Source organism: Flavobacterium akiainvivens, assembly GCF_001278115.1.
Lineage (GTDB): Bacteria > Bacteroidota > Bacteroidia > Flavobacteriales > Flavobacteriaceae > Flavobacterium > Flavobacterium akiainvivens.
Genome location: NZ_LIYD01000005.1, coordinates 3,345,763 through 3,371,309 on the forward strand (window position 1 = coordinate 3,345,763; position 25,547 = coordinate 3,371,309).

Genomic DNA, 25,547 nt, shown 5'->3' on the forward strand with positions numbered 1-25,547 from the left:
TATTATGAACAATAAAAAAACATCGTCTTCCGTAGCTTCTTTAGCTTCAAAGACACTGACAAACCCAAATGCTTCTGCAACTGCTAAGTCTTTAGCAGGTTCAGCACTTTCACAAGTTAATAAGCAGAACCAAACTGGCTCCAGTATGGAAACTAAAGCTTCAAAAGTTCTTGATAGCTCGAAATATAATGACGACACTAAGACTTTAGCTGCTTCAATCTTATCACAATCTAATAAACAAAGGTAATAGGTTATGCGGGCAAGGTTGTGGTATGAGCTAGCTCAGGCAAAATATTCCGAAACTTACACTTGCACTTTAATAGGCTACCAACGTGGGGTACTAAATATATTTAATTTGATTATCACCGTGTTTTCCACTGCGGGAATAATGGGATGGAAGATTTGGAGTGATTTACCAGCTTTGGCATGTGGTATAATTGCTTTTATATCATTAGCAAAACTTGCTCAGCCGCATCTTATACCTTCTGATAAACAAATTGAAAAACTAAATAAAGTCTCTGACTTTTACTATGATTTCTACTTAAAACTAGAAAAAATTTGGTTTGATTACGAAAATGATAGGATTGATGATACCGAACTATTGCAAAAGTTTCAAGAGCTAAAGCAAACTGAAAGAGAAATCAATCGAATTGTAAACGAAATTCACAAGTCTACAAATAAAAAGCTTGCTCGAAAAGCGCAGACAGAATGTGACAATTTTTTTCAAAGAGCATTTAATATATAAAGATTATTTATGAGTAACGACAAAGGAAAATCATCGGGTAATTCCCAACAAGAGCGGGGGAATTCAGGAACTAACAGCCAGTCCCAGCATGGTGAAGGAAGACTTAAAAGTAATACATTGCCAACATATCAAGCACCTCCACCACCACCTAAAAAGGATAGTAGTAAATGATAAAACCACCTTAGGGTGGTTTTTGTTGTTATAAGTAAATCGTATTATTTATCACCATAACCAAGTTTTACATACATTTCGCTGGCAATTTTATTGACCCTACTTTGCTTTTTCTCCTTTGTAAATTTTAAGAGATTAATAATGTCTCTGTGCTGTATCTGAGTTAGTATGCTATCTATGAACTTATCGCTAAACAATTTCATCCAGCGTGATGATGGGCTATCTTGGGTAAGTTTATAAAGAATTCTATCGTCTGTCTCTAAAAGTTCATTAAAAAAGAACACCCAACGCTCTTGAGTTATATTTTTTAACATTTCGGTTGCAGTATCTTGAGCTGCTCTTGAAACACCATACCAATTTCCAAGCCTTACAGAAAGAATAGCAGTTATACATACGGGAAAAGCAGGAATAGGAATGACACTACCCATATTGTATAATGTTCTTAATGGAGCAGGTTCATTGTAAAAGTTATTCATCCCTTCATGCGCTATTAAAACTTCATTTGCAGCTTTTATAAATGATGATGAGCGTAAATCTTCGGGAACAAAATCAAAACCTTTTACTTTTAGTAAAACTTGTTTTAAACCACTAGCTGCTCTGTTTTTTCCATCTGCAAATAATTCAGAGTAACTTCGTCCTATTTGGTATCTCTCAGGGTGTTTCAGACCCTCCCATATCTTGGGTATAATGAGATTTGAATTCGCTAATGAGTTTTCTAATTGGGCACCCGAAGCAGATTTAACAAGTGATAGTAATATTCGGATTGTAGTTCTATGGAAAAAATATGGACTTTGGATAAGCTTATAAATATAAACGCTATCCTCAGTAAGTGTCTTTTCTTCTAAATCGGTACGAAAATTTTTAAAGTCTATCGCAGCTTCAATTCTATTGTACCCAAGTATACCTTGAATGCAAGAACGAACAATAATTTTTGCTTCCTCTTCCGTTAACTCATTTTCTGGGTCGTCCTCTAATTCAGGTTGATTAAAATGAGTTACTGTTTGCATAGCTTGTTTTAATCTAAAGGCAGAAGTGGGACTTATAACTCCTAATTCCTCAGCTAACTTAATCGCTTCAAATTCAGAGATGGCTTGCTGCAAATTTGTATGTTCGTTTATATCTGGCCTGTCTAACATTTCAGCAATAAATGACATACCCATCTTACTTAACTGATTTCGTAATGAATTAATCGATTTAGTCCAAATATAAGTTGAGACCATCTCATACGAGCCGTCTTCAAAAGTCCTAATTATCTGGCTTTGGTCTTTGCTCGATAGTTGCATGCCAAGACTAACCAGTTCTGAGATATTATTAACTTTTTTGGGTAAGACTGGGGTGTCAGTTTTACTCCATAATACAGCTATATTATTTTCCATTACTATACTCTATTTTACCATCTTGGGATTGTATGTATGCTGCTTCAACTCCATTTCCAATCATATCACATAGGGTTAAATATGTTCTACTTCTTGCACCGCCACTAGTTTTCGAATTAATGAGTTTTTCAGGGTGCTTAACAAATACATTATAAGATGCTACTTCACCGTTTGTTGTAAATACTGTGATACCATCACTTTGCATCATTCCTATTATTAAAGCAAAGTGAGCCTCTAATTTAGAATTAGCCTGTAAATCATTTTTATCTTGTAATTCCTTTATCATATCAGGAATATTAATCCTACTTCCTAATACTATCCCATCTTCAAGTTTCTTAGGTATTACCTTCTTTTTGTGATGAATGACACAAGCTAATGTCCCATGACCTTTCTGTAAAACTTCAAGGAATACTTTTCTTAAAAAATTTACTGTAGGGTCTTTGTACTCTGATTTCACATCTTTAATTATTGAGGATATGAATTCAATTTGATTCGTAGTGGGAGAATTCTTCGCTAATTGTTGATTTCCATAGCTGATTAGAAGAGTATCTGCCTTTATGCCTCTGACCTCAATTAATTTGTCAGCTATTTGGTGGACTAAAATAACTTTTAGTTCCTCAGAGCCTTCGTCAATAAGTGCTTCTGATATCGACATTGATAAAATTGAATTGCCAGCCCTAAATACACCATATTCAAGTGAATTATCTTTCCTAAGAATATATATTGCCCAGCCATTTTCAGTTAAAGGAGCACATTTTTTAAGTGCCTTCAACATCACTTCTTTAGATTTTTCCCCTGAACCTAGTAAACAGAATTGTGAGTTAAACAGAATTTTTTTAATTAAATCAATATCGTCAAATATATATATTTCAGGATAAAGAGCCTTACCTTCTTCCTTATAGTATAACAATTGACCGATAAGTTCAGGTAGACCATCTTGAGTTGTTAAGCACTCCATTACCTCATCTTTGAGGAATTCCACAGAAGCACTGACTAAAATAGGGTGTAAGGAGATTGGCTTAATATTTTTCACATAGATTTATTGAGGACAACACAAATATAATAATAAATGAAAATCTTATAATTAATTCAGCAGGAAAATCATATTACGGTTAAAAGATGATGTACGTGGTTTAAAGCTGCAAAATATCTCTATTCATATTTGCCAGATATGAATAGAGTTTCTATATTTGCACCTCTAAAAAAGGACGACCCTGTAACAAGGGGTGTCGATAGCCTTAAACGGTTTCCATAATGTCGTGATATAGATTATACAATTTCTTCAAATCTGATGCGAATTGGTTCGATAAAACAACATTAGCGGGAGCTTATCTAAAGGCTATCAGTAATGATGGCCTTTTTTATTCGGCCTCGTAGTTCAACGGATAGAATGGGAGTTTCCTAAACTTTTGATCCAAGTTCGATTCTTGGCGAGGCTACAAAAAGCAAAGCAGTACAGTAATGTGCTGCTTTTTTTGTTTCTTTATTTCATGGAATATTTTGTCTACATTTTACATTCTGCAAAACTCAATAAACATTACATAGGGTGTACGTCTGATATAAATATCAGGATGGTAATAAATTTATTCAAGAATGAGGAAAGCCGCAAAAACAAGTTTTCAATGTTGAATACTTTTGCTGTCTAAAATATTTAAATATGGCAGAGTATAGAATTTCCGGTGTATGGAAAGACACCAATAACACAATTATTGCTTACGCTTTTCATACTGTAAATGATACAGGTGCTTCGGCTTCGAGAGCAGTTAAAAAAACAAAAGCGCAAGCAATAGCGCTTCTGGAACAAGCAGGAAATAGTGCTACTACATGGGTTTGGAGCTATAATAAATGCATTTGGATTATTGGTGAAACCGTTACGGTTGTTAATGGTTCTAATGGTAAATACCTTCGTTCTAATCCAGATAATAAATTGACTGATAATTTAGGACATCTGATTGATTATGACTGGATCGCACCATAGATGACATGTTCAGAAGGGTATCAACATGATTTATTTGTTAATGGGTTGTATACGAAACATATTGAAAAAGTTTGCCAAAGATATTGGTGTAACGATTATAATTAATACAATTGTTTGATTTATCGGAGGCTACAAAAAGCAAAGCAGTACAGTAATGTGCTGCTTTTTTTGTTTGATATCCTACCCATTCTTATTCAGCGCCGCAATAGAGCTTTCCAGCAGGGCCAGGCGCTGTTCCAGCTCATTGCCGGGCTGTGGCAGGGTATACCTAAAAACGTGCTGCACCTTCCATAAGCCTATAATATCCTTATTTTCCAGTGTAATGGTTTCTACGCCTGCGTGGTTGGCTTTAAGCAGGGCAATGCTGCCGTGCATTTCTATGGTGCGCAGGTATATTGCAGTATTGGTAACGGCAATTACCAGGCTGCCCGATATACTGAACTTTTCTGCCGGGGGCACCTCCTGCCCTATAACAACATCTTTGGGTAAAAATTTACCATCTCCGCCCGACATAGACAGGTCGTTAACCACATAGGCCAGCTTATCGCCCCCTGTAATATTGGGCAGGTACAAGTAGGGCAGGTAAATACTGCCCACGGTATTAGCCGTGCGGTATTCATTTAAAAAAGACTGCTCTACCTCGGGGGTAATGCAGGCAACACCTTCAAAGGTAGGGGTAGCGGGCATACTGGTGGCGGTGGTTATGTTCTCATTAAAATTGAGCAAATCATTTATGGTAAGCTCTTTAATAAGTAAATCTTCGAGTCCAATGCTAAAATGATGAGCAATTTTTATGGCGGTGTCAATCTTGGGGTTACTGCGGTTTTCTTCATACGCACCAAGCGTAGCACGCTTTAAATCAAACAGTTCTGCAAAATCCTGCTGACTCAGGCTGTGTACTTTGCGTATCTTTTTTAAGTTTTTGCCAAACACCATAGTTAAATATTTTGCTAATATTATTTGCAAATATAAAAACACTTAGTATATTTGCCTAACAATATTAGCAAATATAAAAATTAAATGCTAATTATATGAGCAGGCTGAGAGGGTTTTTTAATGCCTGTTAAAAAAATATGATAACAAAGTTTTATTCAACCGGTAAAAAAAGCGAGATTTAACCAACTAACAACCTGTAGATGATGAAAGACTATTATGGAGTGGTAAAAAATTACCTCAATGCACTGGAGCTTGACATAAAATATGAAAATAGCCGCGAGGGTATTTTTATTGTAAGCAATGAGCAGGAGGGTGTATTTAACCTTATAATTTGCGTGGCATACCCTATTGTTATTTTCGAGCAGTTCCTGTTTGAAATTAAGGCAGAGTCGCCCGCAGTTTATAAAGCGCTGCTTCAAAAAAACCGCGATATTATTCACGGGGCCTTTGTTCTCGATGCTACAGGCAGAAAGGTTATATTCAGGGACTCGCTGCAGCTGGAAAACCTGGACCAGAATGAGTTTGGTGCCACTTTAAATTCGCTTAGCCTTTTGCTTAGCGAGTATTCTGAACAAATTATTAACTTTTCAAAAAACTAACGACATGAAATTTCTGAGACGACTTTTTAAAATAGGCCAGGCCGAAGTACATCATGCCATTGATAATATGGAAGACCCTATTAAAATGACCGAACAGGGCATAAGGGATATGAAAGACGACCTCGACAAGGCGCTTGAGGCGCTGGCACAGGTAAAAGCCATGAGCATACGCGCCAAGAAAGAGGTAAGCGAGTATGGCGAAAAAGCCGAAGACTATAATGGCAAGGCCATGCTTATACTTAAAAAAGCCCAGAAAGGCGGCATAGAGCCCGATGAGGCCGACAGGCTGGCTACAGAGGCCCTGGTTAAAAAAGAAGAAGCCATAGGCCAGCAAAACCAGGCTATGGCCGACAAGGAAAAGTTTGACCAGAATGTGCTGCAAATGGAGGCCAATGTGCAAACCATTAAGCAAAATATAAGCAAGTGGGAAAACGAGCTAAAAATACTGCGTTCACGTGTTAAAGTGGCCGATGCCACAAAAAGCCTTAACAAGCAAATGGCTAAGATAGACAGCAACGGCACCATAGCACTGCTGGAACGCATGAAAGAAAAAGTGCACCAGGAAGAAGCCCTTGCCGAAGCCTATGGCGAAATTGCAAGTGCATCAAAATCTATTGACGATGAAATAAACAGGGCGGTAGACGTTAAAAAAGCCAAAGCCACCACAGAGCTCGAAAAGCTTAAGGAGCAAATGGGCATAGACAACAACACCGACTGATAAAACCGCTTTTTTTAAATGAAAGAATTAATCGAAATCTCGTTTTCGCCGGTAAATGCCTTTTTTTCTATTATGTGCATTTTGCTGGTACTGTACTGGCTATTGGTAATAATTGCGGGTATAGACCCTGATTTGTTTAGCGTTGATTTTGATTCAGCCGACCTCGACACCGGTTTTGACGGCGATGGCGAGGCAGATACCGGCGGTGTTATGAAGGTGCTGGAATACTTTAATTTTGATGAGCTCCCGCTTATGTTCATCATCACCATTGTGTTCTTTAGTATGTGGCTCATAGGGGTAAATGTAACCTACTACCTGGGCATAGAAAGCACCCTGCTGGGCTTTGTGCTGCTCATTCCTAATTTTATACTCAGCCTTTTTGTGGTAAAGCTTTTCAGCAAGCCCCTGTCTTACTTTTACAAACAGCTCAACCACAAGGGCGAGCCGGAAATAGACTTTTTGGGCCGCAGGTGTACCGTTATAACATCGGTAGGGCCGCACAAAACAGGCCAGCTCGAGCTTACTGTTAACGGAGACCCCATAAAACTCTACGCACGCAGCAATACCGAAGAGGTAATTGCAGCCGGGCAGCCGGCAGTTATTGTGGGCGAAAGCGCCGATAAAAAGTACTACCTCATAGAAAAATTTGACTATTAAAAACAAACCAATTATGTGCACAGCTATACTTTATGTAGTTCACTACACACTTAATCTTCTCACGAACCTATTTTAAAAAACCAATTATTAAATACAAATACAATGTTAGGAAACTCTCTTCTTATTACAATGATTGCCATTATAGTGGTGGTAATAGGCCTCTTGGTATGGGTCATTTCAATGTACAAAAAAATCATCCAGGGAAAAGTTATTGTGCGCACCGGTGCAGGTGGCACAAAGGTTTTCTACAATGCAGGCCTTGTAGTGCCGGTACTGCATAAAATGGAAATTATGGACATATCGGTTAAAAAGCTCGATGTAGAGCGCGCAGGCGTTAACGGGCTTATATGCAAAGACAACATAAGGGCCGATATTAAGGTTACCTTCTTCATAAAAATCAACAAGTCTACTACAGATATTATAAATGTGGCGCAAACTATTGGTTGCGAACGCGCTTCGGAAATAGATGTACTAAGGAACCTTTTTGATGCCAAGTTTTCTGAAGCCCTTAAAACAGTGGGTAAAAAGTTCGATTTTATCGAGCTGTATGAGGCCCGAAGCGAGTTTAGGGAAGAAATCATCTCAATTATTGGTACAGACCTTAACGGTTATGTGCTTGATGACTGTGCTATTGATGACCTTGAGCAAACACCGCTATCGCACCTTAAGGCCGATAACATTCTGGATTCTGAAGGTATAAAGAAAATTACCGAGCTTACCGCAGCCCAAAACATTAAGGCCAACCTTATCCGCCGCGATGAAGAAAAAACCATCCGCAAGCAGGACGTAGAGGCGCGTGAGGCCATACTGGCCTTAGACCGCCAGTTGGCCGAAAAAGAAGAGCAGCAAAAAAGGGAAATTGCCAATATTAAAGCCCGCGAAGAGGCCGAGATTATTAAGGTATCTGAAGAAGAAAGGCTAAAATCTGAAACTGCCCGTATTAACACTACCGAGAAAGTAATGGTGGCCGAAGAAAACAAAGACCGCCTGGTTATTGTAGCGGCTAAGAACAAGCAGCGCACTGAGGCGGTTGAAACCGAAAGGGTAGAAAAAGACCGCGCCCTCGAGCAGACTGAAAGGGAGCGTATTGTTACCCTTGCCCAGATTGAAAAAGAAAAGGCGGTAGAGGTAGAGCGCAAAAACATACAAAATGTAATCCGAGACAGGGTAGTGCTTGAAAAAGGCGTGGTGCAGGAGCAGGAAAGCATGAAGGACATTGAAGCCTTTAAGCAGGCAGACAGGCAGAAAAAAGTGGCCGTTACCCTTGCCGAGAAAGAGAGCGAGGAACTGTACATTAAGCGCCTAAAGGCTGCTGAGGCCGAAAAAGAGGCTGCCAAGCAAAAAGCTGAGGAGATAAACATTGAGGCTGCCGCAAGGATGGCTGCCAGCGAAAAAGAAGCCGAAGCCCGTAAAATACTTGCTGAAGCCAAAGCTAAGGAAGACGCTACCATAGGCCTTTCTGAAGCGCAGGTAATGCATGCCAAGGCCGATGCTAACGAAAGGCAGGGTATTGTAGATGCCGTGGTTATAGAGAAAAAAGCCCTTGCCGAAGCAGCGGGTATTAAGGCCAAAGCCGAAGCCGAAAAACAACTGGGTGTTGCCGAAGCCGAGGTTATTAAAGAAAAAGCCCTTGCCGAAGCAAGCGGTATTGAAGAAAAAGCCGAGGCCATGAAAAAGCTTGACGGCGTGGGCAAAGAGCACGAAGAGTTTAAGCTTAAGCTTAATAAAGAGCTACAGGTAGACCTGGCTCATATTAACATACAAAAAGATATTGCCGATGCCCAGGCTAACGTACTTGCCGAGGCGCTTAGGGCCGCCAAAATTGATATTGTGGGTGGCGAAACCATGTTCTTTGACCATATTGTGGGGCAGATTACCAAGGCGAAAGGCTTTGATAAGCTGGTAAACAGTTCAGAGAATATTACCGATATTAAAGAGGCCATACTGGGCGATGGTGCCCAAGGCGGCGAAAACCTGCTGGAAAGGATAAAAGGGTTTGCCGATAAGTATGGCATATCATCTGAAGATATTAAAAACCTTACCGTGGCAGGCCTGCTGTTAGAACTGCAAAACCGCAGTAACGATGCGGGTGAGCAAAACCTGTTTGCCAAACTTATGGATATGGCTAAAAACCTTGGCCTGTCGGGTAAAAAGTTAGGATAAGCCTCTTTGTATTTTTTTAATAAACCTTTCCCGTGCGGGGCACTATACCGCACGGGAATACACCTCATTTTTAACTGCCACGCAGTTTAATAATTTTTAAACCAACCCATCATGAGTACACTGGAAGGCGGTACATATGAAATTATACGCAGCAGGCTGGAAGCACAGAAAAACGACCTTCTGGCCCGGCTGCAAAAACTTAACACGGTTAGGAAAGAAATTTTTGGCAGTATAGAAACAAGGCTTATTGCCAATAACCGCATTATAACCGAAAACAACTGTATTCCCGGCGATATTGTTAGCCTGGGCAACACCTGTATTTTTGGCTACAACGTGCATTTTGGCCTGCGTACCGATATTAAAACACAGGATGTTTTTAGCATTTACAGCTATGAGGAGGGCGATTTCCGCCAGCAGGATTTAACCCTTATTAATGACGAGGGTTTCCTTAATGATTTCTTTAACCTGTATAAGTATTACAGGGATACAGAGTTCAGGAAGTTTTTTGTATCGGGCAACTACCTGTACATGGTGTTCCAGGTAAGCGAAAGGGTGTCAGACATAAAAACCTTTAAGTGGCTTATAAAAGACAATACGCTTGTATACCAGGATAACCGCAGCGACCACGAATACCGTTTCCCGCGCCAGCACGATTTTACCTGGCAGGAGGCCGCGCGCGAAATGCAGCGCTATGGCAAGCATCCGCACGTGTCTATCTTAGACAAGGTTTTTGTAGAAACAGTAGGTGGCACCCTTACCATAAAGGTAGAAGACAACACCACTACCGGCAAGGGCATTTATGATGAAGACGTTATACACCCGGACCAGACCCTTGATGACGGTAACTTTCAGTATGCCGATTTGGGCAACCTTATAGCTCTCCAAATAAAGCCTTTTCAGGAAGACCCTCGGTTTTTTATATACAACCACAAACTGCAGGAAGTACGCAAAATAGACAGCCTTTCTACATCGGCAATACTGTTGCCCGATCAGCACGGGCTCATTTTTTCTAACGGCTACTACCTGCAAACGGGCGAATACAAAATATTTGAAAACAGCCTGCAAAACCTGCTGTTCCAGGAAAGGATAACCTCTCCTAACGGCGAAGATTTTATGTATGTGTTTTATGAAGAGGCCACGGGGCAGTATGTGCTCATGGCCTATAACATTATAACGCATGAAGTTTCTACGCCCATAATTTGCAACGGCTTTACCATACTGCAAAACGGCGAGCTGTGCTACTTTAGGGCAGAGGCAGAACATACTAAAAACCATCTGGTGCAAATATGGCAAACCCCCTTTATAAAGGGCGATGTTATGCCCACACAGCACAAAGACAGCTATGTATATAAAATAGGCAATAAAGATATTGTAAAGGCCATGGCCGAAAGCCACTCCATCATAACGCTGCTTAATAAAAGCGATGATTATGACGGCCTGTATGCCGACCTGACAAGGCTTGCCCAAAACGTGCTCGACGGCTATTACTGGATTACCGGCAAAGAAACCTTTGAGCTCAGCCTTCCGCTTACCGAAATTAAAAACACGGCAAATGCGGCCATAGACGAGTTTGAAAAAGTGGTGCAGCTGCGCCTAAACGCCGCCAAAACCACACAGGATGTAAAGGACAAAGCCGAAAGCCTCTTCATTAAAATAAAGAGCTCGCCGCTTGACGATATAGATGTTTTTGTGGCCGACCTTGCCGGGCTGCGTGCCCTGCGGGGCGAGGTTATAAGCCTTAAAGAAGTGCGCTATGTAGACGAGGCCTTTATTAATGAGCTTGAGGCCGAAATTGTTGCCCAGACCGAGCATATTTCGCAAAACTGCGTGCAGTTCCTTATGGATGATAAGGCGCTTGTGCCCTACCACAACCGCGTGGCAGAAAAGCAAAAAGGCCTTGATGATATAGCCACCGTGGCACAGGCCCGCAAGCTTGAAGATGAGGTTAACACCATTACGGCCGATTTGGAAATGCTTATCGAAATCGTATCAAACCTTAAGATTGACGATACAAGTAAGTCTACGCACATCATCAATACCATATCGCTCATTTTTGCCACGCTAAACAGGCTCAAGGCCGATATTAAAAACAAGGTTACAGCACTGGGCGGTAAAGAGGCAAAGGCCGATTTTGCCGCGCAGGTTAAACTGATAGACCAAAGCATTGTAAACGCCCTTGACCGCGCCACAACGCCCGAAAAGACAGATGAGCTGCTCAATAAAATATCGGTACAGCTGGAAGACCTCGAGGCGCGCTTTGCCGATTATGAGGAGTTTACCGAATCTATAATTGAAAAGCGCGAGGAGATTTATGCCGCTTTTGAGGCTAAGAAAAACAGCCTTACCGAAGCCCGTAACAAAAAAGCTGTGGCTATTGACGGTGCCGCGGCGCGCATACTTAAAAATGTGGCCGCAAAGGCGCTTACCCTTAATTCGGCCGATGAGATTAACGGTTATTTTGCATCAGACCTGATGATAGCCAAGCTGCGCGACCTTACGGCACAGCTTATTGAGCTGGAAGATACCGGCAAGGCCGAGGCTATAGAAACGCAGCTAAAAGCCGCCCGCGAAGATGCCCTGCGCAAGCTTAAAGACAGGCAGGAGCTTTATGAAGACGGCGAAAATATAATACGCCTGGGCAAGCATAAGTTTACGGTTAACAAGCAGCCTTTAGACCTTACCATTGTTTTTAAGGAAGGGGCGCTTAACTATCACTTAACCGGGACTGATTTTTACCAGCAAATAAAAGGCAGCAGCCTCGATTCATTGCAAAAATACTGGTCGCAAAGCCTGGTTTCAGAAAACGATGCCATTTACCGCGGGGCATACCTGGCCTATAAAATATTCAAAAATTATGGGGCGGGTAACCTCTACAACCTTACCGATGAGGCTTTGGAGGCCATTGTAAAAGAAGAAACATCTAAAAACTATACAGAAGGCTATGTAAAAGGCGTGCACGATGCCGATGCCTTTAAAATACTCAGGGTGCTTGTGGCAAAGCACAACAATTTAAAGCTGCTGCAATATGCGCCCGCCACGCGTGCCCTGGCTCAGTTTGCATGGTTTGGCCTTAAAGAAGAAACCCGCAGCAGCCTTAATGCTAAAATAAAGGCCTCGGGCAGTGTGCTGGCGGTTTTCCCGCAAAGTGGCGAGTTTGATTATATCATTGCACAGCTGGGGCAAATAACAACTGCCTTTGTACAAAGTAACAACTGGCTGGGCAGCGAAGCGGCTGATGCCAATGCGGCGGCCCATTATCTTTTTAACGAGCTTAAAGATGATGATGCCTTTACCGTAAGCCACCGTGCTGCACAAATAGCCGAAAGCTTTATAAAGGTGCTGGAAGCTAAAGGTGCCCTAACCGGCTTCAGGCGCAGTATTGATGAGGCCGTAGATAACCAGTCGGCGTTATTGCTGGCGGTGCAGTGGGTATCGTCTTACCTGGCGCAAACCGCCGATGCACAAAGTGCCGAATACCTTTATGAGGTGGTGGCGCTGCTGCTGTACAGGCATGAATCGGCCGAAAAGGTATCGGGCATAGAGCCTGAAGAAACCATTGCAGGCCTTGCCGGGGCGCATCCGTCAATTATAGATGGCGTGTTCCTGTTTCATTACCATAGGTTTACGGCCCTGCTTAAGCAGCATTTTGAGAAAGACGTACCCGCTTTTGAGCATTTTAAGGAAGAGCGCCACAAGCTTACCCAGCAGCTTAAAGCCGATTTAAGGCTGCATGAGTTTATGCCAAAGGTGTTAACATCGTTTGTGCGCAACAAGCTTATAGACCAGGTATACCTGCCCCTGTTTGGAGATAACCTTGCAAAGCAGCTTGGCAGTGCCGGCAACGACCGCCGCACAGACCGATCGGGTATGTTGCTGCTGGTTTCGCCGCCGGGGTATGGTAAAACCACCCTTATGGAATACCTGGCAAACAGGCTCGGGCTTGTATTTATGAAGATAAACGGCCCTGCCATAGGCCATGAGGTTACATCGGTAGACCCGCTTTCGGCAACAAACTCTGCCGCAAGGGAAGAGCTTAAAAAGCTTAACCTGGCGCTGGAAATGGGCAACAACGTTATGCTCTACCTGGACGATATACAGCATTGCAGCCCGGAGTTCCTTCAAAAGTTTATCTCCCTGGCCGATGGTACCCGTAAGATAGAAGGTGTATATAACGGGCAGCCTAAAACCTACGACATGAAATCTAAAAAGTTTTGTGTGGTAATGGCAGGCAACCCATATACCGAAACGGGCGAGAAATTCCGCATACCCGATATGCTTGCCAACCGTGCCGATATTTACAACCTGGGCGATGTTATAGGCAATACCGCCCACCTGTTTGAGCTGAGCCTTATAGAAAATGCGCTTACATCGCACCCGTTGCTGGCGCAGCTTGCCTCAAAAAGTATGGAAGACCTGTACCCGCTTATTACCATGGCACAAACCGGCCAGCGCGACGGGCTGGAGCTGAAGGGCAACCATACCAAGCAGGATATAGAAACCTATGTGCAGCTGCTGGATAAGGTTGTTAAGGTAAGAACAATGGTGTTGCAGGCAAATGCGGCCTATATAGCATCTGCCGCTATGGAAGATGCCTACAGGACAGAGCCGCCCTTTAAACTACAGGGTTCTTACCGCGATATGAACAAGCTCGTGGCCAAAATAGATGCCATAATGAATGATGATGAGGTTAACGCGCTTTTGTTATCGCATTATCAAAACGAAACGCAAACCCTTACCAGTGCGGCAGAGGCCAACCTGTTAAAATATAAAGAAATGGCAGGCTCCCTTAACGAAACTGAAAAAGAGCGTTGGGCATCCATCAAGGAAACGTTTGTACAAAACAACAAACTGAAAGGTTTTGGCAATAAAAACGAAATGGCACAAATACTCCGCCAAATGATGGAGTTTACCGGCCATATAGAGGGTATTAAAGAAATCCTTAAAGGCAATCAGGACAAAGTATAAACCATTATAATTTTCCTCCTCCGGAAGGCAGTACAGCAATGTGCTGCTTTTTTGTTTTACCTATTCCAGATATTTATCCAGTTCTCTATCCAGCACGCCATCACTTGGGCGCGGCGCATCGGGATTGACAAGGGTGCCGGTTTTATCAAAAATTAGGTGCCGGGGAATACTCTTTATGTTCAGGGCCTTCAGCACTTCGCTTTCGGAAAGGTCAGAGGTCATAAAGCTGTGTTTTTCATCTATAAAACCCAGTTTTTTGGCGGCAGCTTTCCATTTCTCGGCATTGGCATCATAAGAAAGGTATATAAACGCCACATCTTTATCTTTATATTTATCATGTATTTTTTTCATGGCGGGCATTTCTTCCATACAGGGTCCGCACCAGCTGGCCCAAAAGTCTACCAGTATTACCTTGCCTTTGTTTTCGGCCAGTATTTCTTTAAATGATTTGGTTTGGGCGTGCGCGGCTGTGGTTAGTGCTACAATTGCGGCAAATACAAATGTGAGTTTTTTCATGGTAAGGGTTTTGTGTAAATATAAATAAATCAGGGTGTAAAAACATAACGCAAAAAATGCATTTTAAAGAGGTAATACAGTATCTGTTTTTTAATTACTTTTATATCATGCCATACTATATAGTTAAAAAACAGGGCGATGCATTTGTAAAGAAGCTCCTCAATATATTTAAGAAAGACCTGTACCCCGAAGTTAAAAAGGCGGGCAACCTGCCTAATGCCCTTGATAAGGCTTTAGAGGCAAGGGGCTCTTCTTTGCGCGTTATGCGACGTGATGCCGACTATGATTTTCCGGTGATCAACACACATATGGTAAACAATAACAAGTTTTCGCAAGTATACATAGCGCAGGATGTAAGGCGTTTTTTGCCTGATTTTTGGCGCAATGGAGTGTGCCTCGCACAGGGCGGTACTGATGATTTTAACCTGCTTGCAGAGGCTATAGATTACTGGTTAACTTATGATGTTACCACCCGGCAGCTCGCCGAAAAATACCCGTTTATAGTGCCTCACGAGCACGCTGCCGCTTTTGATGAGGGCCGGGAAGTAGCTTATGCCTGGAACCGCATGCTAAATACCCGTGGCGAGCATCTTAAGCCTATAATAAGCCTTGCCATGCACGATGAGGTAGTAGGCAGGTTGTTTCCGTTTACAAGCCATTACACCCTGTGCCTGAGCCGCTGTACGGGCTACCCGTATGATGATATTGGCCTGCCGTATGTTACCCCCGCACAATTTGCCCGGTTTGAAGACGGACGCCTGATTATGGGTGAAAGTGAAGGCGAAGACGGGCGGTATATTGTTTCCCGCAACCGCAGCGAATACCTGGGCGAAGGCAATGCCGCCGAAGCCCTCGCCCTTATAAAACTACACCTGCCGCCTCATATACAGCCCGCCGTTGCAGGTACTGCCGATGGCCTTGCCTGAACGTTTCGGTTTTCTTAAAAAGCTTGCTTTGCCGCTGTGCAATGGCTACTTTTAAGGGAAAAACAAAAATTCATGCTATGAAAAAGATTGTTGTAATACTCTGTATAATAGCATTTGCATCGTGCAAAAAAGAAACCCAAACCCCTGTTATTTCTACAGATAGCCCTGCTGCAACAGCTCCGGCGACGGATACCACACCCGTACCCGACACCACAAAACCTTTAGAGAAAACTACTGAAAAATCAATCCAACCCATAGCGGCCATTCGCCAAAGGGTAGAACATATTAATACTGCAAAGCTTGAAAAAAAGCACTTTGAGTTTATGTGTGATGAAAAGATGATGGTTGATTATTTTTATGAAGGCAATGAACTGGTAAAAATTGCGATAGACTTTGGCACCGTGGGCGATGTGTATGCTAAGGAAGGCTATTATTATGATAAAGGCAAACTTGTGTTTAACTACGAATTTGTTGAAGGTGGCCCCGCCTGCGAAGGCTGCATAAAGAAAAATGAATACCGCACTTATGTGCAAAATGATGAGGCCATTCGCTACCTGAAAGATAAAAATGTTGCCGAATGCAGGACGTGTAGTTTTTCGCCTACGTCAAGGCAGTATAAGTTGCTGAAAGCCAAGACTCAGGATGAAATAAAGGCGGTGTTGTGCAGGTAAAGCTTTTTGCCTATTTTTAAATCCAACCATAAAACCTCACAAGTATGAAAAGGGTACTTATTGTAATAGGTACAATTATAGGTATTTTGTTTATTGCCTTCCAGGCTTTCAGTGCTTATAATGCAAGCAACATTATGAGTAACCAGGCAGTTTTCCAGGTATATACTACAATCCCGGACGAAGATATAGATGCATATTTTGGCCTTCAGCCCGGTACTTTTAATCCGCAAAGGCAAACTCTTGCCTGTATGTTGCCGGTAAAAACAGGGGACTTTAAAGTGGGTACTGTGCCTGTTAATATTAATTTGGGGGGCATAGACTGTAAGCAGGAGTATGACAAGCAAATACATTTAAAATATGATAATACCGAACTGCGTAGCAATGTTTTCAGGATTATGATTGTTCAGAAAAGTATGCCATTGGTACTTGTAGAACGCTCTGGTATTGGGGCCGGGGGTACTGTAGCCTATAAAGATATACCCGTAAATTTTAGCCGTGGCAAAATAAACAATATTGTATTTACACCTGAAAAGGCTTATAACTACTGCCAAAATTAAAGATACTGTAAACAGAAACCGCCCCTTGCGGAGCGGCACTAACATGAAAAGTATTTACTTACGGGATTAATTCTTAATAACCTTAATTGTTTGTGTTGCCCCGCCCGCAGTTATTTGCGCAAAATACATACCGCTTGTAAGCCCTGTGGCATCTACAGCAGCGCTGTTTGATTTAAGCACGGTTTTACCGGTTAAGTCTGCAATGTGTATAGATGTAATTTCACTACTGCCGGCGGTAAAATTCCACACATTGTTAGTTGGGTTGGGGTATGCGCTAACTGCATTCTTTTCAAAGGTAAGGACGCTTGCTACAGGCTCTGCGCTGTCGTTAATCTGCATTTGGTCTATGTAGGCAAAAGAATCAGTATTGTTTATAGCACCTACTGACGCATCGGCAAAAAACAGGATGTGGGTAACGCTAATGCCGTTTTCGCCGCCCGGTATTGCAAAAACCATATCCTGCCACTGGCCCACGTTAGTATATTCAAGCGTTGGGTGTATGTCTACACTGCCATCGCCTGTGGCGCTGCCGTCTACCCTGATTGACATATTAGGTACTGTTGTAGTGGTGTAGCGTGCCAGTACGTGTATATAGCGGGTGGTGTTAGCCGGAACATTAAAGTATTTTGCATAGCGTATAAGCTCATACCATTCGCCGCTTGTGCGTTTTATTTCGCCCACATTGGCAGATGGGTTTCCTGTGGCAAGCGGGTTAGCCACAATAGTAAACTCAGCGCCATAATGTGCCGTTACGGCCGGAGAACCTTCTTCAAAATCGTTCAGCATCATGTCCTGTGGCTCATAGCCTATAGGGGTGTCGCTGTCGTTAAGTACAAATTCATCTATAAGCGCATACAAATCTGCATTGTCAAGTACCGTAACCGATGCATCGGCAAAGAAAAGTATCTCGGTAGGGGTAATGCCTGTGGCCCCGCCCTCTACCTTAAATACCATATCCATCCATTCGCCGGGTGTGTTGTAGGTGTTCATGGGGTGTATGTCTACACTGCCGTCGTTGCCATTTGCATCTACACGTATAGACATATTGGGCTCTGTTGTTGATGTGTAACGCGCCAGCATATGCACATACTTTGTTGTATTGGCAGGCACGGTAAACGATACATTAAAGCGCACAAGCTCATACCATGCAGTAGAGGTCCTGTTTATTTTGCCTACGGTTGCCGTGGTGTTTCCGTTAGGGTCAGGGTTTGCAATGGTACTGAATTCTGCGCCATATGCAGCCGTTACCGCCGGCGAGTCGGCCTCAAAATCGTTTAGCACCTGGGCATTGGCGGCCCATCCGGCAAGTAAAAAGCTTAAAGCAAGTAGTTTTGTTTTCATAGAAATTCGGTTTGATTTACGTTATTTGGGATTGATTTACTTCTGGTTTATATAAGCTGTACTATTAGCTTTTTATGGATATTACTTGGGTTATAGGTAATTTGCTTTTTCGTCATAAACGTTGCTTTTTTGTTTTTTTAAGGCATGAGTCAGCCGTGTGGTAAGTTGATGTGAATCACCACTAATTTTATTGTAATTGTTTGATAATCTAATAAGTGTGCTTAAGCCTTGTCCGTTGGTGGCTTATGCTGAGTTGCCTGAATTGGTTTTCTAAAACGATTTAGTTGTTTGTTCTAACAGTCAAATCTATAATCTAAAATCTATGTTAAAATGGATTTTATTTTTATAAATATGGACAATACTATGGATTAAGGTTGTGGGGTGGGAGGTGTTTTTAAAGTGGTGTAGTATAGGTGTACAAAGAAACAGGGCTGCTATTACGCAGAAACCGAAACCGCTTCGGGTTCAGTGCCCCAAATGTCTTCGGCAGGAGGAAACACCATGCTGTCTTCAGAAAAATCAAGCACTTCAGAACGATACATATACGTCACAATTTCCTTGATGCCTTTTTGCAGGCTCAGCTCAGTAGAATATTTACGGCTGGTGGCCAGCACAAGCCCGTCTTTGCTAAGGCGGAAGAAATACTTGCCCGAAGCCGTACCGTTTTTACGGAATGTAAACATATCTATGTTTTCCTGTATGGCGGCAATCATACGCTCACAGTCGGCTTTTTCTTTGGTGCCAATGCTGGTAAACACGGTTTTGCCCTTGCGTGAGGTAAACACAAATTTATACTCGCCATTGTGGCGTTTGCTTATAATAAACATTCCCATTCCTGTAGTACTTTTTAGTTGCCGTCTTTTTTTTGCGGGGGCGCAAAAGTAAAACAAAATAGGAATTTTTTTAGAGCCGGGGGCTATTGTAAATTAATAAAGATGTGTTAAAAGAGGTACTTAGGTACTTAGGTTCTGAGGCTGGTTTTAGTTTCTCTGTTTGTCTTTACTTTGACTGGATGGGGTTTCGGTAGATCGACCCTGAAGGGGTCGCGTAGATTAGCCCCGGATGAAATCCGGGGGGTAAAATATGGAATAAACCTTAACAACTCAGTACCTAAGTGCCTCAGAACCTCCTAAAAACCACACTCGCATTATGCCCGCCAAAGCCAAAGGCATTGCTCATGGCCGTATTAACCGTTTTTTGCAGCGGTTTGTTTACCACTATATTAATACCCGCGGGAATAGTAGGGTCAAGCTGCTCTACATTTATAGTAGCGGGTATCGTGTTTTCGGTAATCGACTTAATTGCCAGTATGGCCTCAATGGCACCGGCAGCACCCAGCAGGTGGCCTGTCATACTCTTGGTAGCGCTTACCCACAGGTTGGCCGAACCGTTAAACAGGCGGTTTACGGCATTAAGTTCGGCAATGTCGCCCACCGGGGTGGAGGTAGCGTGCAGGTTGAGGTAATCCAGTTCAGATGGGGCAATACCGGCTTCTTCCAGCGCAAGCTGCATGGCTTTTGCAGCGCCTATTCCTTCGGGGTGTGGCGATGTCATGTGGTAGGCATCTGCCGTCATGGCGGCACCGGCAAGTTCGGCATATATTTTTGCGCCACGGGCTATGGCGTGGTCATAGTCTTCAAGAATCAAAGCGCCTGCACCTTCGCCCATTACAAACCCATCGCGGTTTACATCAAACGGACGGCTGGCGGTGGCGGCATCTTCATTTCGGGTAGACATGGCCTTCATGGCGCTAAACCCGCCTATTGAGGCAGGCGTAATGGGCGCCTCGCTGCCACCGGCCACAATAATTTTTGCCTTGCCTAGGCGTATGTAGTTAAAGGCATCCATAAGGGCGGTGTTTGCTGTGGCACATGCCGAAACCGTAGTATAGTTAATGCCCTGCAGGCCAAACTTCATAGATATCATGCCGCTGGCCATGTTTACTATCAGCCTTGGAATAAAAAACGGGCTGAATCGTGAAACATAGTTGCCTTTTACAAACCCTTCCACCTCGTTTTCAAAGGTTTCCATGCCACCCTGGCCTACACCCCAAATTACGCCGATATCAAACGGGTCAAGCTTTTTTACGTCAAGACCTGAATCTTCAAGGGCCTGAGCCGCACTATATAGCGCATATTGCGTAAAGAGGTCGCTGCGTTTAATCTCGTTGCGGTCAAGGTATTTCTCCGGTTCAAAACCCTTAACCTCGCAGGCTATGTGTGTACGGAAAGGCGAGGGGTCAAACCGCGTTACGGTACCTGCGCCGCTTTTTCCGTTAAGTATATTATCCCAAAAAGTGTTTACATCATTGCCTAGCGGGTTTACAGTACCCAGGCCTGTTATTGCTACTCGTTTCATAATTATACCAATTAGTATATTTTGTTTGTAGATACAAAGGTATAAAAATAAACCAATTGGTATAATTTAGTTTATTGATTTAAAATATAGCACGATAGGTTGGGTGTTTTATATAAAAAAAGCCGCTCATTGCTGAGCGGCTTATACAATCTAAGGGGGTTAGATTAAAATGTTATCTGCGGGTATATCATACCAAGGTGTTTTTTAAAGATGTTGATAGACTCTTCTGTATCAGATGCTATTTTGTAGCGCGAGCCTTTTTCATAGGTTGTTTTTTCAAAAGAAATACCGTGGCGGCCAAGCAGGCGCTCAATACGGTTGTTATCGGTTACGTTTTTGTACAGGGTGCGAAAAATAGTAATGTGCATAGCGTTTGGTTTTTTAGGTTCTTTAGTTACCTAAAATTATGTAGTTTGTTTTTTGTGAGGAAACGCCTTAATAAAACTTTAGCATCATATAACTATAGTTTAACAATAGCGCGGGTTTTTGCCATTTAGGTAAAATGATTTTAACTATTTTTATACAATCAATCATCAAAACATAGTAATGAAAAAACTGTTATTGCTTTTAATGGCAACCCCGCTCTTTGCACAACAACCCGCCGTGCACGATACCATACCCTTTACCCTGACCGAATACAACAACATAAAACTGCAATGTGTTGTTAACCAGGATACGCTAAGCCTAAAGTTTGACAGCGGCACTACGGGTGTACTGCTAACCTATGACGCCCTTGCTAAAACCCGCGGTATTGATACTATAAAAAGAACCAACACTATAAAAATGGGTGGCCAGTTTTGGGATAAGCAGCGCGTATATCCGGTAGTACTGTCGGGCCAGGGAACAGACGGCCGTTTCGGGTGGGATTTGTTTGCCGGGAAGGTGCTGGAAATTGATTATGACAAAAGCCTGTTTATAGTGCACAACACCCTGCCTAAACCGGGCAGGGGCTGGGAGAAGTTTGCCATTGAGTACAGCAATACCCTGTTTTGCATTAACGGTAACCTTGAAATTAATGGTAAAAAATACCCCAACAAATTTTTGTTCGACACCGGTTACCAGCGCACCATTATGCTTGATAGCGGCTGGATTGCCCAGCAACACTATCCTAAAGATGAATTGCCGGTTATAAAAAAGGTAATAATGCACAACGGCATGGGCGAGGAAGTGCCCGTAATTACCGTTAGTAACGAAAAGCTGAATTTAGGGAAGCTTTCGCTGAAGGATATCCCTGTGCAGCTCATGACGGGTGTTAACCCTGCCTGGCCGGGCATACATATACTGGGTAACGAGGTACTGAAACGCTACAACACCATCTTTGATTTTAAAGAGAACATAGTATACCTGAAACCCAATACATTGCTTAACGCAGAATATACTGAGAAGGGTTAACTATGGAGGCTTTCTTTATTATACTGGCAATAGGCCTTGTGCTGTACCGTTGGTTTGGGTACAGGTGGCAGTACCATGCCGCGCTTGTGGCAGCGCTTTATGGTAATTATATGTGGCAGTGGGTAGAAAAAGAATATTTCAGCCAGGATATAAAGCCGGGTTGGGCTGGTTTTGAACTGTTTATCAGCGTTACGCTTACAGGGCCGTTATGCCTGCTGCTGCACCTGGCGGCTTTGTACTTTGCCCGGCGCGATAAACAGCGGCGCATTGCCATAATACATTCCATAGGGCTTTTGCTGCTGGGTATACACGTTATAACCGTGTTTAACGGAGCGTGGTAAACCACATTGAAACCGTGCCGTTTTTGCCATATGGCAAATTACGTAAACCCAATAACCCCTACCTTTAAGGCATGGAACAACTCATGAACTTTTTCCTGCAATTTGGCAGCCTTAACCCGCAGCAGCAGGAGCTTATTACACAAAAAGCACAGCTAACCCATTTTAAAAAAGGCGACTACCTGAGCGAAGCCGGTAAGGTGGCCAACACCGTGGGCTTTATACTGGAAGGCATTATGCGCGTATGCTTTTACAACAACAAGGGCGAAGAAATTACCCGATACTTTATAGACGAAAACAACCTGCTGGTAGACCTGGTGAGCTTTGAAAACCGCGTGCCGGCATCAGAATATGTAGAGGCCGTAACCGACTGTACCATAATTACCTTTAGCTATGCCAACTGGCAATACCTTATGCAAACCATTGTTGGGTTTGAAATCATTATGTTTAAAATAACCCAGCGGGCACTGCAACAAAAAATTGAGCGCCGCACCCCGCTGGTAAGCGAAGATGCCACTACGCGTTACCTTTCGTTTATGGAAAAATACCCGGGGCTTATAAACCGCATACCGCTGTCGCAACTGGCCAGTTACCTGGGCATAACGCAGTCTTCATTAAGCCGTATAAGAAAGGGGCTTAGCTAATCGCTTTTTGCCATATGGCAAAAGTTACGTGGTGGCGCTACCCGAACTTTGTACTGTTAAACCACAAAACAGTATATAATGAAAACCGTACTCATTACCGGTGCAAACCGCAGTATAGGCCTTGAAATTGCCAAACAGCTTGCCGCAAAAGGCTATTTTATTTACATAGGAAGCCGCAACCTTGCCAAAGGCGAAGAAGTGGTAAACCAGCTTAAAGCACAAGGCCTGGCTAACCTGAAAGCCATTGAACTTGATGTTACCAACCCCGGCACTATATCGGCAGCAGCTGAAGTTGTAGAACAGGAAAAAGGCAGTCTTGACATCCTTATAAACAACGCGGGCATACTGGGTAGCATTCCGCAAACGGCAACCGAAGCCGATGTAAACATGATTAAAGACGTGTTTGAAACCAACCTGTTTGGTATAATACAGGTTACACAGGCATTCCTGCCACTGCTTAAAAAGAGTGCCATGCCACGCATTAGCAATATTACATCGGGCCTTGGGTCGCTCACGCTGCACAGCAACCCCGAGTGGCCGTATTATCCATTTAAAGCTACTGCTTACATTACCAGTAAGGCCGCCCTTAATATGTACACCATCGCCCTTAATTATGAATTGCGAGACCTTCCGTTTAAGGTAAACGCCATAGACCCGGGCTACACGGCAACCGACTTTAACCACCATCAGGGGCCGGGCAGCGTGCACGATGCCGCATCATTCATTATTACACATACTGATACCCTGGCTGATGCCCCAACCGGCAAGTTTTTCAGCCCCGATATTAAAGACGACAGTAAAATCAGCCCTTGGTAGTATAGTTGGAATTCAAAGCAGCTTAAACATAAAAAGCAGTACCTAAGTACTGCTTTTTATGTTTTATAGCAATTTCTATTGCTTTGCAAAAGAGAGGCGTTGCGTAACACCGTTTATTTGCGCTTCTGCAAAATACATACCGGTTGCAAGGTGGCTTATGTTAATGCTTTGCGTGTTTGCACTGTTTAAAACCGCTTTGCCATCGGGTGTAAATACTGTTATGATATCTGTATTTTCAGAAAAACTAAGTACGTCAGCAGCCGGATTAGGGTATGCCACCAGGTTTTTAAATAAAGGTGTATTTATACCCGTTACTTCTTCGCCCAGTTTTACAATCCAAAAATCTTCGTTCCCCAGGTTACTGTCTACGTCGCCATCGCCAGATATACTGTTTCCGGCCATAATGCACATACCGTCGGCTGTTTCGCGCAGGCCTTTTACATAATCAAGGTTAGAGCCACCCAGGCTTTTTTGCCACAGCAGTGTGCCGGTAGCATCCAGTTTTACCACCCAGCAATCCGCATTACCCTGGTTAGCGGTCAGGTCGCCATCGGCAGACATGGCATAACCGCCCAAAAGATAACCGCCGTCTTGTGTCACAACTACATCATAAGCTACTTCGTTACTTATACCGCCCAGGCACTTTTGCCATTCTACAGCTCCTGTGGCGCTGGTTTTAACCACCCACATATCGCCGGCCCCGTGGTTGCCGCTAACATCGCCATCATTAGAAAAAGCAAAACCCGAAAGCAGGTATCCGCCATCAGGTGCCGCTGCCATTACAATACCATAGTCTATACTGGTGCCGCCATAGGTTTTTTGCCATTGTATATTGCCGCTGGCATTAAGCTTTACCAGCCAGTAATCGCCCATACCGTGGTTACCGGTAACATCAAGGTTGTTAGATTCTGTCATGCCGGCCACTACCCAGCCACCATCTGATGTAGGCTGCATGGCCCAGGCACCGTCATTAAGGCTGCCGCCCAGCTTTTTTTGCCATTCTATAGTGCCCTCGCTTGTTAATTTGAGCACCCAAAAGTCAGACATGCCTTTGCCTGCTATTGCATCGCCGTCGTTAGAGGTACTTTCGCCTGCCACCATGTAGCCGCCATCGGCAGTAGGGTGTATGCTGTGGGCAACATCAAAGCCTGTACCGCCTAAAATCTGTTGCCATTCAAGTGTCCCTTCGCTATCGGTTTTCATGATAAGAAAATCATAACCGTGAGAGCTGCCCGGGTTGTTGTTGGTACCGGCAATTACAAAGCCGCCATCGGGTGTAAGGGCAATGTCATTAGGCATATCGGCATATAGCCCGCCTATAGTTTTTTGCCAGAGTATGGCACCGGTATTATCTGTTTTAAGCAGCCAGGCATCCTGCATGCCCACTATGGGCTCTGTAACAGTGCCGTCTGTCGAATCGGTATATCCGGCTACAATATATCCTCCCTCTGGCAGGGGCTCTATTGCAGCCAGGCCGTCGTGGCCGGAACCACCATAAGAATGTTTCCATTCTATAACCGGTGTTTGCGCCATTATTTTGCCCCAGGTTAGGGCGCAGGCAATTAATAAGGTAATTGTTTTCATGTTGTTTGAGGTGTTTGTTAATTGTCAAAAAGCTAATTAAAGTTACATAAATTATGAATATAATATTTATAATTATAAATATTTAAAAATTGTATT

24 protein-coding genes and 1 tRNA gene are annotated in these 25,547 nt (G+C 43.2%); 16 read left to right on the top strand and 9 right to left on the bottom strand.

All coding sequences use genetic code 11. The features are described 5' to 3' along the window. Nucleotides 1-4: 4 nt before the first annotated feature. The gene (locus AM279_RS15170) at nucleotides 5-247 is read left to right on the top strand and encodes a hypothetical protein (protein WP_173571682.1); all 243 of its coding nucleotides are present in this window, start codon (nucleotides 5-7) and stop codon (nucleotides 245-247) included. Between the two features lie 6 nt (nucleotides 248-253). Then, nucleotides 254-745 (top strand): hypothetical protein, encoded by a 492-nt coding sequence (locus AM279_RS15175; RefSeq protein WP_054408876.1) that lies wholly within the window; start codon nucleotides 254-256, stop codon nucleotides 743-745. Nucleotides 746-960: 215 nt separating this feature from the next. Here the strand turns inward: AM279_RS15175 and AM279_RS15180 are convergent, their stop codons facing one another. Further along, nucleotides 961-2,292 (bottom strand): hypothetical protein, encoded by a 1,332-nt coding sequence (locus tag AM279_RS15180; protein ID WP_054408877.1) that lies wholly within the window; start codon nucleotides 2,290-2,292, stop codon nucleotides 961-963. Then, nucleotides 2,282-3,325 carry a hypothetical protein gene (locus AM279_RS15185; RefSeq protein WP_054408878.1) on the bottom strand — a complete coding sequence of 348 codons (1,044 nt, stop codon included), beginning with the start codon at nucleotides 3,323-3,325 and terminating at the stop codon, nucleotides 2,282-2,284. The genes AM279_RS15180 and AM279_RS15185 overlap by 11 nt, the downstream gene beginning before the upstream one ends. 334 nt (nucleotides 3,326-3,659) lie before the next feature. On the opposite strand from AM279_RS15185, the gene AM279_RS15190 reads away from it, so the two are divergent. Next, nucleotides 3,660-3,731: transfer RNA gene (locus AM279_RS15190), tRNA-Arg, on the top strand. Between the two features lie 218 nt (nucleotides 3,732-3,949). Continuing rightward, on the top strand, nucleotides 3,950-4,270 hold the full coding sequence (locus AM279_RS15195; protein ID WP_054408879.1) for a DUF3892 domain-containing protein: 321 nt from the start codon (nucleotides 3,950-3,952) through the stop codon (nucleotides 4,268-4,270). A 180-nt stretch (nucleotides 4,271-4,450) separates the two neighbouring features. Here AM279_RS15195 and AM279_RS15200 read toward each other — a convergent pair whose 3' ends face one another. After that, entirely contained in the window at nucleotides 4,451-5,206 is a 756-nt protein-coding gene (locus tag AM279_RS15200) for a helix-turn-helix transcriptional regulator (RefSeq protein WP_054408880.1), read from the bottom strand. A 203-nt stretch (nucleotides 5,207-5,409) separates the two neighbouring features. Here AM279_RS15200 and AM279_RS15205 point away from each other — a divergent pair, with 203 nt between their 5' ends. From AM279_RS15205 to AM279_RS15225, 5 genes are all read left to right on the top strand, one after another. Next, nucleotides 5,410-5,805: a YbjN domain-containing protein gene (locus AM279_RS15205; RefSeq protein WP_054408881.1), complete on the top strand. Its 396-nt coding sequence runs from the start codon at nucleotides 5,410-5,412 to the stop codon at nucleotides 5,803-5,805. Nucleotides 5,806-5,809: 4 nt separating this feature from the next. Next, on the top strand, nucleotides 5,810-6,523 hold the full coding sequence (locus tag AM279_RS15210) for a PspA/IM30 family protein (protein ID WP_054408882.1): 714 nt from the start codon (nucleotides 5,810-5,812) through the stop codon (nucleotides 6,521-6,523). A gap of 18 nt (nucleotides 6,524-6,541) precedes the next feature. Then, a complete protein-coding gene (locus AM279_RS15215; RefSeq protein WP_054408883.1) occupies nucleotides 6,542-7,180 on the top strand; it encodes an OB-fold-containig protein in 639 nt (212 codons plus the stop codon). Between the two features lie 129 nt (nucleotides 7,181-7,309). Continuing rightward, nucleotides 7,310-9,343 carry a flotillin family protein gene (locus tag AM279_RS15220; RefSeq protein WP_394331222.1) on the top strand — a complete coding sequence of 678 codons (2,034 nt, stop codon included), beginning with the start codon at nucleotides 7,310-7,312 and terminating at the stop codon, nucleotides 9,341-9,343. 111 nt (nucleotides 9,344-9,454) lie between these two features. Continuing rightward, nucleotides 9,455-14,308: a DNA repair ATPase gene (locus AM279_RS15225; RefSeq protein ID WP_054408885.1), complete on the top strand. Its 4,854-nt coding sequence runs from the start codon at nucleotides 9,455-9,457 to the stop codon at nucleotides 14,306-14,308. A gap of 60 nt (nucleotides 14,309-14,368) precedes the next feature. Here AM279_RS15225 and AM279_RS15230 read toward each other — a convergent pair whose 3' ends face one another. Continuing rightward, entirely contained in the window at nucleotides 14,369-14,824 is a 456-nt protein-coding gene (locus tag AM279_RS15230; protein ID WP_054408886.1) for a TlpA family protein disulfide reductase, read from the bottom strand. A 107-nt stretch (nucleotides 14,825-14,931) separates the two neighbouring features. Here AM279_RS15230 and AM279_RS15235 point away from each other — a divergent pair, with 107 nt between their 5' ends. The 3 genes from AM279_RS15235 to AM279_RS15245 all read left to right on the top strand — a co-directional run bounded on the left by AM279_RS15235 (nucleotide 14,932) and on the right by AM279_RS15245 (nucleotide 16,978). Then, complete coding sequence (locus AM279_RS15235) at nucleotides 14,932-15,750, top strand: DUF6193 family natural product biosynthesis protein (RefSeq protein ID WP_143090358.1); 819 nt, start codon at nucleotides 14,932-14,934, stop codon at nucleotides 15,748-15,750. Between the two features lie 77 nt (nucleotides 15,751-15,827). Continuing rightward, complete coding sequence (locus AM279_RS15240; RefSeq protein WP_143090359.1) at nucleotides 15,828-16,421, top strand: hypothetical protein; 594 nt, start codon at nucleotides 15,828-15,830, stop codon at nucleotides 16,419-16,421. Between the two features lie 44 nt (nucleotides 16,422-16,465). Continuing rightward, complete coding sequence (locus AM279_RS15245; RefSeq protein ID WP_054408889.1) at nucleotides 16,466-16,978, top strand: hypothetical protein; 513 nt, start codon at nucleotides 16,466-16,468, stop codon at nucleotides 16,976-16,978. Nucleotides 16,979-17,044: 66 nt separating this feature from the next. Here the strand turns inward: AM279_RS15245 and AM279_RS15250 are convergent, their stop codons facing one another. The 4 genes from AM279_RS15250 to AM279_RS15265 all read right to left on the bottom strand — a co-directional run bounded on the left by AM279_RS15250 (nucleotide 17,045) and on the right by AM279_RS15265 (nucleotide 21,045). Further along, entirely contained in the window at nucleotides 17,045-18,319 is a 1,275-nt protein-coding gene (locus AM279_RS15250; RefSeq protein WP_054408890.1) for a T9SS type A sorting domain-containing protein, read from the bottom strand. Between the two features lie 437 nt (nucleotides 18,320-18,756). After that, nucleotides 18,757-19,152: a YegP family protein gene (locus tag AM279_RS15255; protein ID WP_054410361.1), complete on the bottom strand. Its 396-nt coding sequence runs from the start codon at nucleotides 19,150-19,152 to the stop codon at nucleotides 18,757-18,759. Nucleotides 19,153-19,438: 286 nt separating this feature from the next. Then, entirely contained in the window at nucleotides 19,439-20,677 is a 1,239-nt protein-coding gene (fabF, locus tag AM279_RS15260) for a beta-ketoacyl-ACP synthase II (RefSeq protein ID WP_054408891.1), read from the bottom strand. A 164-nt stretch (nucleotides 20,678-20,841) separates the two neighbouring features. Then, a complete protein-coding gene (locus AM279_RS15265; RefSeq protein ID WP_054408892.1) occupies nucleotides 20,842-21,045 on the bottom strand; it encodes a hypothetical protein in 204 nt (67 codons plus the stop codon). A gap of 178 nt (nucleotides 21,046-21,223) precedes the next feature. Between AM279_RS15265 and AM279_RS15270 the strand changes: the two genes are divergently transcribed. From AM279_RS15270 to AM279_RS15285, 4 genes are all read left to right on the top strand, one after another. Beyond that, nucleotides 21,224-22,069, top strand: a complete 846-nt coding sequence (locus tag AM279_RS15270; protein WP_054408893.1) for a pepsin/retropepsin-like aspartic protease family protein — start codon at nucleotides 21,224-21,226, stop codon at nucleotides 22,067-22,069. A gap of 2 nt (nucleotides 22,070-22,071) precedes the next feature. Beyond that, nucleotides 22,072-22,410, top strand: a complete 339-nt coding sequence (locus tag AM279_RS15275) for a hypothetical protein (protein ID WP_054408894.1) — start codon at nucleotides 22,072-22,074, stop codon at nucleotides 22,408-22,410. A 71-nt stretch (nucleotides 22,411-22,481) separates the two neighbouring features. Further along, nucleotides 22,482-23,051: a Crp/Fnr family transcriptional regulator gene (locus AM279_RS15280; protein WP_054408895.1), complete on the top strand. Its 570-nt coding sequence runs from the start codon at nucleotides 22,482-22,484 to the stop codon at nucleotides 23,049-23,051. Nucleotides 23,052-23,129: 78 nt separating this feature from the next. Continuing rightward, nucleotides 23,130-23,867 carry an SDR family oxidoreductase gene (locus AM279_RS15285; protein WP_054408896.1) on the top strand — a complete coding sequence of 246 codons (738 nt, stop codon included), beginning with the start codon at nucleotides 23,130-23,132 and terminating at the stop codon, nucleotides 23,865-23,867. Between the two features lie 75 nt (nucleotides 23,868-23,942). Here AM279_RS15285 and AM279_RS15290 read toward each other — a convergent pair whose 3' ends face one another. Further along, the gene (locus AM279_RS15290; protein WP_054408897.1) at nucleotides 23,943-25,451 is read right to left on the bottom strand and encodes a T9SS type A sorting domain-containing protein; all 1,509 of its coding nucleotides are present in this window, start codon (nucleotides 25,449-25,451) and stop codon (nucleotides 23,943-23,945) included. Nucleotides 25,452-25,547 lie beyond the last annotated feature (96 nt).

What these genes read in the sequence shown, in the direction of transcription:
- AM279_RS15170 (WP_173571682.1), top strand. Translation starts at nt 5, where the DNA reads ATGAACAATAAAAAAACATCGTCTTCCGTAGCTTCTTTAGCTTCAAAG.
- AM279_RS15175 (WP_054408876.1), top strand. Translation starts at nt 254, where the DNA reads ATGCGGGCAAGGTTGTGGTATGAGCTAGCTCAGGCAAAATATTCCGAA.
- AM279_RS15180 (WP_054408877.1), bottom strand. Translation starts at nt 2,292, where the DNA reads ATGGAAAATAATATAGCTGTATTATGGAGTAAAACTGACACCCCAGTC.
- AM279_RS15195 (WP_054408879.1), top strand. Translation starts at nt 3,950, where the DNA reads ATGGCAGAGTATAGAATTTCCGGTGTATGGAAAGACACCAATAACACA.
- AM279_RS15200 (WP_054408880.1), bottom strand. Translation starts at nt 5,206, where the DNA reads ATGGTGTTTGGCAAAAACTTAAAAAAGATACGCAAAGTACACAGCCTG.
- AM279_RS15205 (WP_054408881.1), top strand. Translation starts at nt 5,410, where the DNA reads ATGAAAGACTATTATGGAGTGGTAAAAAATTACCTCAATGCACTGGAG.
- AM279_RS15210 (WP_054408882.1), top strand. Translation starts at nt 5,810, where the DNA reads ATGAAATTTCTGAGACGACTTTTTAAAATAGGCCAGGCCGAAGTACAT.
- AM279_RS15215 (WP_054408883.1), top strand. Translation starts at nt 6,542, where the DNA reads ATGAAAGAATTAATCGAAATCTCGTTTTCGCCGGTAAATGCCTTTTTT.
- AM279_RS15220 (WP_394331222.1), top strand. Translation starts at nt 7,310, where the DNA reads ATGATTGCCATTATAGTGGTGGTAATAGGCCTCTTGGTATGGGTCATT.
- AM279_RS15225 (WP_054408885.1), top strand. Translation starts at nt 9,455, where the DNA reads ATGAGTACACTGGAAGGCGGTACATATGAAATTATACGCAGCAGGCTG.
- AM279_RS15230 (WP_054408886.1), bottom strand. Translation starts at nt 14,824, where the DNA reads ATGAAAAAACTCACATTTGTATTTGCCGCAATTGTAGCACTAACCACA.
- AM279_RS15235 (WP_143090358.1), top strand. Translation starts at nt 14,932, where the DNA reads ATGCCATACTATATAGTTAAAAAACAGGGCGATGCATTTGTAAAGAAG.
- AM279_RS15240 (WP_143090359.1), top strand. Translation starts at nt 15,828, where the DNA reads ATGAAAAAGATTGTTGTAATACTCTGTATAATAGCATTTGCATCGTGC.
- AM279_RS15245 (WP_054408889.1), top strand. Translation starts at nt 16,466, where the DNA reads ATGAAAAGGGTACTTATTGTAATAGGTACAATTATAGGTATTTTGTTT.
- AM279_RS15250 (WP_054408890.1), bottom strand. Translation starts at nt 18,319, where the DNA reads ATGAAAACAAAACTACTTGCTTTAAGCTTTTTACTTGCCGGATGGGCC.
- AM279_RS15255 (WP_054410361.1), bottom strand. Translation starts at nt 19,152, where the DNA reads ATGGGAATGTTTATTATAAGCAAACGCCACAATGGCGAGTATAAATTT.
- fabF (WP_054408891.1), bottom strand. Translation starts at nt 20,677, where the DNA reads ATGAAACGAGTAGCAATAACAGGCCTGGGTACTGTAAACCCGCTAGGC.
- AM279_RS15265 (WP_054408892.1), bottom strand. Translation starts at nt 21,045, where the DNA reads ATGCACATTACTATTTTTCGCACCCTGTACAAAAACGTAACCGATAAC.
- AM279_RS15270 (WP_054408893.1), top strand. Translation starts at nt 21,224, where the DNA reads ATGAAAAAACTGTTATTGCTTTTAATGGCAACCCCGCTCTTTGCACAA.
- AM279_RS15275 (WP_054408894.1), top strand. Translation starts at nt 22,072, where the DNA reads ATGGAGGCTTTCTTTATTATACTGGCAATAGGCCTTGTGCTGTACCGT.
- AM279_RS15280 (WP_054408895.1), top strand. Translation starts at nt 22,482, where the DNA reads ATGGAACAACTCATGAACTTTTTCCTGCAATTTGGCAGCCTTAACCCG.
- AM279_RS15285 (WP_054408896.1), top strand. Translation starts at nt 23,130, where the DNA reads ATGAAAACCGTACTCATTACCGGTGCAAACCGCAGTATAGGCCTTGAA.
- AM279_RS15290 (WP_054408897.1), bottom strand. Translation starts at nt 25,451, where the DNA reads ATGAAAACAATTACCTTATTAATTGCCTGCGCCCTAACCTGGGGCAAA.